This window comes from Collinsella sp. BIOML-A6, assembly GCF_009875845.1.
In the GTDB taxonomy this organism is placed as follows: Bacteria; Actinomycetota; Coriobacteriia; order Coriobacteriales; family Coriobacteriaceae; genus Collinsella; species Collinsella aerofaciens_H.
The window spans coordinates 35621-46179 of record NZ_WWSL01000020.1; the positions used below are offsets into that span (position 1 = coordinate 35621).

The window sequence follows — 10559 nt, forward strand, 5'->3', positions numbered from 1 at the left end:
TCCCAACTGCTTGGGAGGCGGCTTTTTTGCTGCCAAAGTGCCTCGAAATATGCGTTTTGCCGACGTTCTGACCAAAACCTTGCCACGAGCTTGACGGGCTGGTCAGCTTTTGGTCAGCAATTGGTTTGACACGTAAAACCAAGATTGCGATTGCGCAGCTTTGCGCCCTGGCCGCCCAGACAATGGTGGCACGGGCATTTGCCCGGCACCGCCATGAGAGGAGCGGCCGTGAACAAGAGCAAGCGCATCGCCATCAGTCTGGTCGCGGGCGTGTTTGCCGCGGTGCTCTGCGTGGTCTACAGCTCGTCGATCCGCTCGCAAGCCGAGCAGGCCCAGGCCGAGACGTTGGCAAAATACGGCGGCGACCGCGTTGAGGTGTGCGTCGCGGCGCGCGATATCGATGCCGGCGAGACCCTCGACGAGACGAATGTCATAACTCAGGAATGGCTGGCGAGTCTGCTGCCGCGTGATGCGGCGACCGAGCTGCGTCAGGTGCGCGGCGAGGTGACGACCTCGCGCATTCCCAAAAACGCCGTGATTTGCAATGTCTACACCAAGGCCGAGAGCCGCAAGCTCGAGGTGCCTAAAGGCAAGGTTGCCGTTTCGGTGGCGGTCGATGCCGAACACTCGGTCGGCGGCGCCACGGGCGTGGGCAGCTATGTGGACGTGTACGTGCAAAAAGATGGCGTGACCGATCGTTTGTGCGGCGCGTACGTGATCGATACCAGCGAAGATGCCGGCACCACGCGTGAAGGCAAGATCGAGTGGGTGACGCTGGCGGCAGACCCCGAAGATGTCAAGGAATTGCTGGGGGCCTCGGGAAAGGGGACGGTCAGCTTGACGATTCCCGCCACGGCGCGCGGCAAAAAGAGCGGAGGCGACGAGTGATGAAGGCGATCTGGCTTGCGTGCTGCGCGTGCGGCGATTACGGGCTGCTACAGCAGGAAGTCGAGGGTCGCGATGTGGGCGCGCAGGTGCTTCGCGTGGGCAACCTGGACGGGCTGGTATCCATGGCGCGGGCGTTTCCGTCGCGCCGCGGTGCCGCCATCATCGCGGCGTCTCTGTTCGATACCGAAGACGTGCGGAAGACCGTTGCGCGCCTGACGGCCGAGGGCCGTGTGAGTCGCGTCGTCGTGTTGATCGAGACACTCGACCCGTCGGATATCGAAGGGCTGTTTCGCGCGGGGGCGACCGAGGTCATCGCTGCGCACAGTTTGTGCGGCAACGGGCGCGCGGGTGAGGGAACGGTTGATTCCGATCGGCGCATGACGATTGAGCCCGATGCTTTTGCTGATAGGGAACCCGGGGCGCCTCGCGCTACAAGAGGCCCGCGTGTTGATGAATATGGAAAAGCGGAAGCCGAGCATGGTCGGCGCCCCCGGGATCCCCTTGCATACGATGACGCTGGAGGGCCGGTACCGTATGGCGATGACGTTCTGGCTGAAGAAATGGGATACGTGCACGGCGTAAATCTGGCCGATGAGCTCGACGAGGTCGAGGGTTTTGCCGGGGCTGACGAGCCGTGTGCCGTTGCGTCTTTGGCTTCGGAACCGCAGCCCGGGCAGCCTGCCATGCCGGCTTGGGCTCAGCGCGTGACCGCGGCGGGGGAGACGGGGATGTTGTCGCCCGCGTCCGTGTCGCCGGTTCCTGCACCGTCAGCTCCCGCGCCGTCGGCGGGCGCTTCGATTCCGTCGCGTCGGGCACCGGTTGTCTGCGCCGTTTCGGGTTCGGGCGGTTGCGGCAAGTCGACGATCGTTGCCACCATGGCGCATGCGGCGTCGCTGTTGGGTTTGCGTGCCGCTGTGCTCGACTTGGACCTCATGTTTGGAAACCTATACGATCTGCTGGGTGTCGATGCCCCGCACGATATGGCGATGCTTATCGAGCCGTCGGCGGCGGGTGCACTTGCCGAGCCGGATATCGTGGCCGCATCGATGCGCGTCGCCCCGGGCGTCACGCTCTGGGGACCTGTCGCGGCCCCCGAGAAGGCCGAGCTCATGGCACGTCCGGTGGAGTTATTGCTCGATGTTTTGTGTCGCGAATCCGACGTGGTCTTTGTCGACACCTCGGTCTTTTGGGGTGATGCCGTGGCCGCCGCGGTGGCGGCGAGCGACCGTTGCCTGGTCGTAGGCGATGCAGCGGTATCGTCCGCGACATCCGCTTCGCGCGTCATTGAGCTGGCGAGCCGTGTGGGCGTGCCACGCACGCGCATGAGCGCCGTGTTCAACCGGTTTGGTGCGCGCGGTGCCGACGAGGACGTCGCCATGCGCTTCGAGATTGCCTGCGCACTGAGCTCCAAGATCCGCATTGCCGATGGCGGTCAGGACTTGGCCGCGCTCATGGCATTCGGTCGCGCCGACGAGGCGGTGGGTCAGACGAGCGCTTTTGCGACCAGCGTGCGCGAGGCCACGCGCGAGATGCTCGTGGAGCTGGGCTGCGCCGTCGGTCCCTGGAGCGATATGGTCGCCGACCGCGCGACCCGCACCGAGCGCCCGCGCATTCGTCTTCCCTGGTCGCGTGAGGGTGATTCGCGATGAGTCTGCAGACGAGGATTAAAGCCGCCGGCGCGGTCGCCGCGGCTGCCCCCGTTGATGCGGGGCGCCACCGTGCCGTCAAACGCCGCACCAAGCGTGCGGTGATGGACCGCATGGGCTACGACGAGGTGGCGCGCATCAGTGCCTACGTCGATCCGGCCCTTGCCCGCTCTGAGTTACGTCCGGCGGTGGAAGCGGCACTCAACGTGGAAGAGCCGACCGACTTGGCGACGCCTGAGCGTGAGACCATCATCGACGAGATCCTAGATGACGTGGTGGGCCTGGGACCGCTGCAGCCGCTCATCGAGGACGACACCGTTACCGAAATCATGATCAACGGCTGTCGCTCTGCCTTTTTTGAGCGCAGCGGCGTTTTGTATCCCATCGAGCATGCGTTTGAGGACGACGAGCAGATCCGTGTGCTCATCGACCGCATCATTTCGCCGCTCGGCCGTCGTATCGACGAGCGTAGCCCCATCGTCAACGCCCGCCTCAAGACGGGTTATCGCGTCAACGCGGTGATTCCACCCGTGGCGATCGACGGGCCAATCCTCACCATCCGTAAGTTCTCGGACCGTATCTGTTCGTTGGACGAGCTTGTGGGGTTGGGGTCACTGCCGCTTTGGTATGCGCAGCTGCTGTCGTGCGCGGTGTCGTTGCGGCAGGACTTGGCAGTTGCGGGAGGCACGGGGTCGGGCAAGACCACGCTGCTCAACGCGCTGTCGTGCGAGATTTCCACCGGCGAGCGCATCGTGACGATCGAGGATTCCGCCGAGCTCAAGTTTGCACATCACCCACACGTTGTTCGTCTGGAGGCGCGTGAGGCGTCAATCGAGGGCGAGGGTGCGGTGACGATTCGCGACCTGGTGACCAATGCTCTGCGCATGCGCCCCGACCGCATCGTCGTGGGCGAGGTGCGCGGTGCCGAGTGCTGCGACATGCTGCAAGCCATGAACACGGGCCACGACGGCTCGCTCACCACGCTCCATGCGGGTACCGAGCAGGAGACCGTGGTTCGCCTGACGCTGCTTGCGCGCTACGGCATCGATTTGCCGAGTGAGCTTATCGAAGAGCAGATCGCCATGGCGCTCGACGGCATCGTGATGTCCGAGCGTCATGCAGATGGCAGGCGCTTTGTGGCTTCATATTCGGGGGTTCGCCGCGGCGTGTCGGGCGGTGTTGAGCTCGAACGCTATGTGACGTTCGATGCCGCCGAACGCACCTGGACGCTCGACCGCGAGCCGCCGTTTATTGCGGAGGGCTTGCGGTCGGGAACGCTCACACAAGAGGAGGTGGACGAATGGAGATCGCTATGCCCCTCGTCGTAGGGGGTTTGGCGGGGCTTTCTGTCGCGACGGCGTGTGGGGCAGAACCTCGTGTGCCGCGGATGCCGCCGGCGGAGCTGGCGCGCCAGACGCTCGAATCGATGGCGGAGAAGCTGCCGCGTGAGGTGGCGGAAAACGACCTGCTGACAAAGATTGCCCGCTCGTGGGTGTCGCTGATCCCCACAGATCGCCTTGGGCTTGCTATTGAGGATAACGCGTCTCGTCTGTCATTTCTGCTGCTGTCGAGCGGTATCTGCAGCGTTTTGCTGGCCGTTGCGTCATTGTCGCCCATCGGCTTTGTCTTGGGGCTGGCGACGCCGTTTGGCGTGGGCGCCGCGCGTGACACCTTCGATCGCCGACGCGAACAGCATGATGTAGAAGAGGCCATGCCCGAGGCATTCACAGCGTTATCCATGTCGCTTGCCTCGGGGCATTCGCTGGCACAGGGCATGCGCTTTGTGGGCGCCCATGCGCAAGAGCCGGTGCATACCGAGTTTTTGCGGGTGGCGGCGGCAATCGATTGCGGTATCTCGGCGACCGACGCACTCGATGACCTACTCGTTCGCATCGATGCCCCCGGCCTTTCGCTTGTCACCTTGGCACTCAAAGTATCGCAGCGTACCGGGGCTCCGCTTGCCGGCTTGCTGTCCGAGGCGTCGAGCATGGTGGGTGAGCGCATTGAGCTCAAACGCCGTCTGGACGTTAAGACGTCACAGGCGCGTATGTCGGCACACATGGTCGCGGCGATGCCGGCAGGCATGTGTGCGGTACTGGCCTTGCTTTCGGCAGACTTTCGTCGCGGTCTTGCGACACCGGCTGGTGCGGGCGCCGTGGTGCTGGGACTTGCCCTCAACGTCGTTGCCCTGGTAGTTATCCGGCGCATTATGCGGGTGGAGTTATGAGCGCCCTGGTCGGGGTCGCGGCTTGTCTGTGTGCCCTGAGCGTATTTGCCGCGACAGGTTTGGAGCGTGCGGATGCTCGCAAGATTGCAGAGACGTGCAAGCGTGAGGCGGTACTGGTCATTGCTGTGGGCTGCTCGGTGATTGATACCCTGACCGCGCGAATGAAGGGTGTGGTTGGGGCGGGCGGCCCGGCGCGGGTGTCGCTCGGTGAGGTGTCCGAGATGATCGACGTGGTGCGCCTGGGGCTTTCTGCCGGCCTTTCGTTTGACGCGGCGCTCGAGATTTTCTGTGCCAATCGTCGGTCGGTGCTGGCCGTCCGTCTTGAGCGAGCCTGCATGGCGTGGCAGGTGGGCGTGGGGACGCGCGAGGCCGAGCTGTTGGCTGCCGCGCGTGATTTGGATGTGAGGGCGCTCGAGACCTTTGCCATCACGGTGGGGCAGGCGCTTGCCCTGGGCGCTCCGCTGGCCGAGACGCTGGCTGCTCAAAGTCGCGAGATCCGTGCGGCCCATCGCGCCGCAGTCGAGCGCGAGATCGAGCGTGCACCGGTCAAGTTGCTGATTCCCACCGGCACGCTCATTTTACCGGCGTTGCTTCTGTCCATATTGGGCCCGCTGCTGGGAGCAGGCGGGATGATGTAGGGAGGAATACATGAACACGATGACCGACATTGCGGGCAAGGCATGGAGCTGGGCTTTTTGCCGGGCAATCCGCGCTCGCCAGCGTGCCAAGGCGCTGTTGCGGGAGGAGAGCGCGCAGGGCACGACCGAATACGCCATCTTGGTCGGCGTGCTCGTGGTGATCGCGATTATCGCCATCGTCGCGTTTAAGAGCAAAGTCGAAGAACTATGGAACGCGATCAAAGACGGCATCAACAGCCTGTAGGAGGCAGGCGGCCTGTTGGTTCGCCGCCGGTGCTCGTCTGTTTGCTCGTGGCGATAGCGGTGACGCTTTGGGGGCTGGGTGTTGCGCGGCAGCAGCGTCCAGGTGCTACTGCCGATTTGGGATCGGGCTCGGCAGCGGTGTCACAAGCGGAAGACGCGGGAGATATGGGCGGTCAGAATGCCGCCGTCACGGCTCGGACCTTTTTGCAGGCACTCGACGAGCGGGCGGCCAGCGCGGAGTCGTCTGCAGACAACACGATCGCGGTTCGACTCGCATGGTCCGAGGACCGGCCGATGACCGAGGCAGCGGCAGACCTGCTGCGCGCCTACCGCGAGGTGCCCACGGCCCAGCTCGCCCTGAGCGGCTATCTCGATATTAAAGGCAACGTATGGGGCGCCATCGTGCGCGATGGGCGGGGCTGGGTCGATATGGTGACGGTTGCTGCGGATGCCGGCGATGCCTCGTGCCGCCTGCGTGCCGTGCGTCTGGTTCCGCAAACAACGGAGTTAAAGGAGGGGTCGTGAAATGCCTAATGTCCTGCGTGAGGAATCTGCTCAGTCGACCGTCGAATACGCCATCGTCACCGTGGCGTTGTTATCGATTGTGTTGGCGATTGCGGGGCTTTGGCGCGCTGGCGCCGATGGGCGCTTGGCGGCACTGGTCGAGCGGGCAGCGTCTCATGGCGTCGCCCCATCGTCGGTTATCGATGCCGCAACGGGTGCCAAGGACATCGCTCTGTATTGATATCGCGTGCGAGGATCGGGCGCAGTCTACGGTCGAGGCCGCCTTTTTGCTGCCGACGTTTTTGACGCTTATCTTGCTCGCGTTGCAGCCGGTGTGCCTGCTCTATACGCGCGCGGTCATGGAGTCTGCCGCCGCCGAGACCGCGCGGCTTATGACCACGACGACGGTGGAGGACGACGATGACCTTAAGGAGTTCACTCGCCGCAGACTTGCCGCGGTGCCCAACGTCTCGATTTTTCATGCCGGCGGGCCGCTGTCGTGGGATATCGAGTTGGGGCGGGCCGGTACCGGTGGCGTTTCGTCCGTGTCTGTTGCCGGCGAGGTTAAGCCGCTGCCCGTGATCGGTGCATTTGTGCAGGCCATGGGCAGTGCGGGTGAGGGCGGCTATGTCGAGCTCAAGGTTGACGTCTCGTATCGATCGCGTCCCGAATGGCTGGAGGGAGATTATGATTCATGGATTGCTGCATGGGATTAGGCGCTGCCTGCTGCGGGTGACACAAGGGTTTGCGGCCCGCCGTCGACCAGGCGCTCGCCGCAAGCGGGGCGGCTTTATGGGCCGTGCCGGTATCGACTTGTTTATCGAAGACGGTGCCTATACCACGCTCTCCTCTGCGGTTGTCATTCTGGTGGTGCTTACGCTGCTGTTTTCGTCGACCGCGGCGATATGGAGCATGTCGCGCGCCGGAGACACCCAGGTGGCGGCCGATAGCGGTGCGCTGGCGGGCGCCAACGTGGTGTCGTCCTATCACACAGCCGCCACGGTGGTGGATGCGAGCATTTTGAGTTTGGGCCTGGCGGGGTTTGCCACGATCGGCACCGGCTTGGTTGCCATTCTCATTCCGGGCGCCGAGGTTGTCGGCAGCGATATCATCGATACGGGAACCCAGATCATTAAAACGCGTAACAAGTTTGCCAAAAGCGCGGCAAAGGGCCTGCAAAAGATCGAGACTGCCTTGCCGTACCTGGTTGCCGCGCGCGCCATGCAGGCAGTGTCGGCGCAGGATACCGATGGCGTGACCTATACCGGTACGGCGCTTGCCGTGCCCAGAACATCCGAGTCGGATTTTGTTGCGCTCGAAGGATCCGAAATCTCGACTGATGCCATTAAAGATGCGTCGGAAGATCTGGAGCGCGCGGCCGAGGAGCTACAAAAAGCATCGGAGGAGACGGCAAAGGCTAAAGAGCGCGCCTGGCTAGCGGATTGCGGTGGATCGGATAAAGGTTCGGTCGGCAGCTGTTCTTGTATGTGGGAGCGCGCAAAAAGCCTAAGTGATCTCTCCGGTGTTCAAAATCCGCATTACTCATCGAGCGTTACGTGGGAGCCTCAAGTTGCCCTTGATCGCGCGAAGGACTACTACCATTGGCGTCTGGCAAATGAGAAGCCCCAAGGCCCGAGTGTCGAGATGAAGGCGGAGTCTGCGGCGCGTAAGGCGTTTTATACCTATGCGAGCGCAGAGGTCGATCGGGCATATATAACCGAGAACGGAGACAGGGTCTCCTCCTATATTCCGCTGCTGCCGCGCAACTCTGATGAGGTTCGGGCGACCGAACTCTACACCGATGCGGTATGGCCGACGAGCGTGAACGATGACAAGGCATATCTGCATTACGGGACGACCTGCCCTAACTACAAGAAAGGAACGCCGAGCGGATTTGCTTCGGTTGCCGCTTACGATGGACAGGACAAATGCAGTAAATGCCATTTTGGCGTTTCGTCGCTTGGTGCTGTTGCGGCGCCTTCAACCTCTATCGAAAACGGCTTCGAGTATCATTTTGACAAGTTTAAAGACGCCCTGGAGGACTACGTCGACTGTCGCAACAAGGAGCTCGAGCTCGAGCGCCAAACTGAGGACGAAGCCGACCGTGCGGGCAATGCGTTCGATACCGCCATCAAAGAACTTTCCGGTGAGCGCCCGCGCATCGCCCCGCCCGGTCGCAACGGCGTGGTCGCCTTTGCGGTCTCGGGCGCCATCTCCAGTCCCGACGAGCTCAACTCTTCGTTTAACACGGCAGTTGAGCTTGGCGATCGTGGTGCAATTTCTGCCGCAGTGCTCGCGCCCGATGATGCGACGGCACAAAATAACGTTCTCTCGCGGTTTTTCTCGACGCTGGAGGAGCGTTCGGGCGGCGTTGCCGGCGTGCTCGACGGCGTTATGGATGTTTGGGGCCGCCTGCTTGTGGGGTACGGAGACATCCAGGGTGCGGCCGACGAGCTTGTGGGAGAGCTGATCGGTGACTTGGGAGGCGGTAGCGGCGCGTTGGGCTCCATCGCGTCCTGGCTCGGTGACACCGTCTCGTCCTCCGTGGCGGCGCTGGGACTCGAACCGTGCGATTTGCGTCTGCGAAAACCGGTGCTGACCGATACCGTCAATGTCATCAAAAGTCCGGGATCCGATATCGCAGACATCTCCAAAACTCAAGATACCCTGCGAAAAATCCCCTTGGGCGTGACTGACCCCAAGGCACTTTGCGAGGCCTTGGAATATCACGTCGAGCGCACCATCAGCGGCGCGGTGTTCACACTTGCGGAGATCCCGCTGCCCGGCGGCGGCTCCATCCCACTCACGGTCGATGTTGCCACGCTGGTGGGAGCTTTTGGCGGTGGGTCGTAATGGGCATTCGCACGGGCCTGCGCGAGGAGCGTGCCCAGGCGACGGTCGAGATGGCCGTGGTCACGCCTGTCCTGCTCGTGCTGGCTCTCATCGCGTACAACGTCATGATCTTTGCCGGCGCGGTCGCGCGCTTCGACCGCGTGGTGCCCGACATCGTGCTGGCGCACGCTGTGGCGCCGGGCGGGGAGGGTGACGAGAGCTCCATTGACGCTTCCGCGACCGTTCAAGCTCAGATTCAGGATGCCATGGAGGGATATGACCTACAGGTCGAGGTCTCGAGCGAGCAGGGCACGACGTCATCGAATGGTGGTCTGCTCTCTCTAACTGGCACGTTTAGGACCTATACCTGCACCATGCACTACGAGCCGTGGCCGAGTTCGCTGAGCATCGCCGGCGTTTCCCTGGGGGCGCCGGCCGTGCTCACGCATGAACGCGCGGTGACGGTCGATCCATGGCGTCCGGGGGTGGTCATGTGACCGCGGTCTCGTCCTATATCGCCTACGCGCGGGCGCTCAACAGGTTGGGCTGGACGCCGGCCGAGTTTGTGGTGGCGGAGTCGTTTACCGTGCGTCTGCGCGGCATGCTGGGACGGCGGCCGATTGCCGCCAGCGGACTGCCGCTTGTCATGGCGTTTCCGCGCTGTTCATCGGTTCACACCTGCTTTATGGCCTATCCCATCGACATCGCCTTTATCGATCGAAATGGCAATGTTCTCGCTTGCTACGAAAGCATTCGCCCTTGGAGCATGTGCTCCCACCCATGCGCCTGGGCCACGCTGGAGCGCCCCTCAATCTTCACCGCGCCCCCTGCCTTTCAACAAGTGCCGGCGTAAGAATTGACGACAACTGACTTTCGTCATACGAAATTGGGTAGGATGGAGGAGGAGATGCATGGATGTTGAGATCCATCCCAACGCCAAGAAGCACCTGACGGAAAAACAGGTGCTTGGTGCCTGGCTCGCGGTTACTGAGTGTATTCGCCGCGAGTCGGAAGACGAGCCGCCGAGATGGCTTGCCATTGGATGGCTTCCAGACGGTCGAAGTGTGGAACTTGTTGCGGTCGAACTTATTCGTGGATGGCTCATTATTCATGCCTTGTCTCCGGTTCAGAAGAAATTCTGGCAAGAGATCGAGCGAGCTCGGCAAAGGGGTCGATGATGGGCAAGACATATACGACCGCCAATGGTCAGGTTGTAACGGATGAAATGATTGACGCGTGGTGTGAGTCGTACGAGCGCGGAGAGTTTCCGGATGGCGAACACACCGTTGGTGGGCTCGTGCATGGACGGCCTCCACTCTCGGGTGAGGGAACGGCAACGTTATCGGTCAAGATTCCTCTGGGAATGAAGGAAGCTATTCGTCGACGGGCGGCTGCCGAGGGGATGACGCCAAGTGAGTTTGCCCGTGCGGCCCTGAGTGAAAAACTTCTTGCGGCGGGTTGATGCCTCTGACGTGCCGCTCTATAGGATCGAGGTCGTGGCCGAGGTTGATTTTCAATCTCAACGCAACAGCTTGAACGGCCCCCGCGTTTCCGCAGCTAGCGCAACGCGGAACTAGCCCC

The 10559-nt window shown here is 62.5% G+C and carries 14 protein-coding genes; all 14 read left to right on the forward strand.

Annotated elements, in window-relative coordinates; translation table 11 throughout:
* Window positions 1–228: 228 nt before the first annotated feature.
* The 14 genes from cpaB to GT495_RS07695 all read left to right on the forward strand — a co-directional run bounded on the left by cpaB (window position 229) and on the right by GT495_RS07695 (window position 10440).
* Window positions 229–888: a Flp pilus assembly protein CpaB gene (gene cpaB / locus GT495_RS07630; protein ID WP_370457620.1), complete on the forward strand. Its 660-nt coding sequence runs from the start codon at window positions 229–231 to the stop codon at window positions 886–888.
* A complete protein-coding gene (locus GT495_RS07635; protein ID WP_161162161.1) occupies window positions 888–2537 on the forward strand; it encodes a P-loop NTPase in 1650 nt (549 codons plus the stop codon). Before cpaB ends, GT495_RS07635 begins: the two co-directional genes overlap by 1 nt.
* On the forward strand, window positions 2534–3862 hold the full coding sequence (locus GT495_RS07640; protein WP_161162160.1) for a CpaF family protein: 1329 nt from the start codon (window positions 2534–2536) through the stop codon (window positions 3860–3862). Before GT495_RS07635 ends, GT495_RS07640 begins: the two co-directional genes overlap by 4 nt.
* Window positions 3835–4761 carry a type II secretion system F family protein gene (locus GT495_RS07645; RefSeq protein ID WP_156063575.1) on the forward strand — a complete coding sequence of 309 codons (927 nt, stop codon included), beginning with the start codon at window positions 3835–3837 and terminating at the stop codon, window positions 4759–4761. The genes GT495_RS07640 and GT495_RS07645 overlap by 28 nt, the downstream gene beginning before the upstream one ends.
* Window positions 4758–5399 (forward strand): type II secretion system F family protein, encoded by a 642-nt coding sequence (locus GT495_RS07650; RefSeq protein WP_161162159.1) that lies wholly within the window; start codon window positions 4758–4760, stop codon window positions 5397–5399. The genes GT495_RS07645 and GT495_RS07650 overlap by 4 nt, the downstream gene beginning before the upstream one ends.
* Before the next feature lie 10 nt (window positions 5400–5409).
* Window positions 5410–5643: a hypothetical protein gene (locus tag GT495_RS07655; protein WP_152076574.1), complete on the forward strand. Its 234-nt coding sequence runs from the start codon at window positions 5410–5412 to the stop codon at window positions 5641–5643.
* Between the two features lie 164 nt (window positions 5644–5807).
* Window positions 5808–6167, forward strand: coding sequence for a hypothetical protein (locus GT495_RS07660; RefSeq protein ID WP_161162158.1), 360 nt, complete (start codon window positions 5808–5810; stop codon window positions 6165–6167).
* 1 nt (window position 6168) lies between these two features.
* A complete protein-coding gene (locus tag GT495_RS07665; protein ID WP_152074064.1) occupies window positions 6169–6387 on the forward strand; it encodes a hypothetical protein in 219 nt (72 codons plus the stop codon).
* Complete coding sequence (locus tag GT495_RS07670; protein WP_161162157.1) at window positions 6350–6862, forward strand: TadE family protein; 513 nt, start codon at window positions 6350–6352, stop codon at window positions 6860–6862. Before GT495_RS07665 ends, GT495_RS07670 begins: the two co-directional genes overlap by 38 nt.
* Window positions 6834–8999 (forward strand): hypothetical protein, encoded by a 2166-nt coding sequence (locus tag GT495_RS07675; protein ID WP_240128160.1) that lies wholly within the window; start codon window positions 6834–6836, stop codon window positions 8997–8999. Before GT495_RS07670 ends, GT495_RS07675 begins: the two co-directional genes overlap by 29 nt.
* Window positions 8999–9475 carry a hypothetical protein gene (locus tag GT495_RS07680; protein ID WP_161162156.1) on the forward strand — a complete coding sequence of 159 codons (477 nt, stop codon included), beginning with the start codon at window positions 8999–9001 and terminating at the stop codon, window positions 9473–9475. The genes GT495_RS07675 and GT495_RS07680 overlap by 1 nt, the downstream gene beginning before the upstream one ends.
* Entirely contained in the window at window positions 9472–9831 is a 360-nt protein-coding gene (locus tag GT495_RS07685; protein ID WP_161162155.1) for a DUF192 domain-containing protein, read from the forward strand. Before GT495_RS07680 ends, GT495_RS07685 begins: the two co-directional genes overlap by 4 nt.
* Window positions 9832–9889: 58 nt before the next feature.
* Window positions 9890–10156 carry a hypothetical protein gene (locus GT495_RS07690; protein ID WP_148332421.1) on the forward strand — a complete coding sequence of 89 codons (267 nt, stop codon included), beginning with the start codon at window positions 9890–9892 and terminating at the stop codon, window positions 10154–10156.
* Window positions 10156–10440: a ribbon-helix-helix domain-containing protein gene (locus GT495_RS07695; RefSeq protein WP_152074060.1), complete on the forward strand. Its 285-nt coding sequence runs from the start codon at window positions 10156–10158 to the stop codon at window positions 10438–10440. Before GT495_RS07690 ends, GT495_RS07695 begins: the two co-directional genes overlap by 1 nt.
* The last annotated feature ends 119 nt before the right edge of the window (window positions 10441–10559 follow it).

Coding starts and splice junctions, on each gene's coding strand:
- GT495_RS07635 (WP_161162161.1), top strand. CDS start 888: ATGAAGGCGATCTGGCTTGCGTGCTGCGCGTGCGGCGATTACGGGCTG.
- GT495_RS07640 (WP_161162160.1), top strand. CDS start 2,534: ATGAGTCTGCAGACGAGGATTAAAGCCGCCGGCGCGGTCGCCGCGGCT.
- GT495_RS07645 (WP_156063575.1), top strand. CDS start 3,835: ATGGAGATCGCTATGCCCCTCGTCGTAGGGGGTTTGGCGGGGCTTTCT.
- GT495_RS07650 (WP_161162159.1), top strand. CDS start 4,758: ATGAGCGCCCTGGTCGGGGTCGCGGCTTGTCTGTGTGCCCTGAGCGTA.
- GT495_RS07655 (WP_152076574.1), top strand. CDS start 5,410: ATGAACACGATGACCGACATTGCGGGCAAGGCATGGAGCTGGGCTTTT.
- GT495_RS07660 (WP_161162158.1), top strand. CDS start 5,808: ATGGGCGGTCAGAATGCCGCCGTCACGGCTCGGACCTTTTTGCAGGCA.
- GT495_RS07665 (WP_152074064.1), top strand. CDS start 6,169: ATGCCTAATGTCCTGCGTGAGGAATCTGCTCAGTCGACCGTCGAATAC.
- GT495_RS07670 (WP_161162157.1), top strand. CDS start 6,350: ATGCCGCAACGGGTGCCAAGGACATCGCTCTGTATTGATATCGCGTGC.
- GT495_RS07675 (WP_240128160.1), top strand. CDS start 6,834: ATGATTCATGGATTGCTGCATGGGATTAGGCGCTGCCTGCTGCGGGTG.
- GT495_RS07680 (WP_161162156.1), top strand. CDS start 8,999: ATGGGCATTCGCACGGGCCTGCGCGAGGAGCGTGCCCAGGCGACGGTC.
- GT495_RS07690 (WP_148332421.1), top strand. CDS start 9,890: ATGGATGTTGAGATCCATCCCAACGCCAAGAAGCACCTGACGGAAAAA.
- GT495_RS07695 (WP_152074060.1), top strand. CDS start 10,156: ATGGGCAAGACATATACGACCGCCAATGGTCAGGTTGTAACGGATGAA.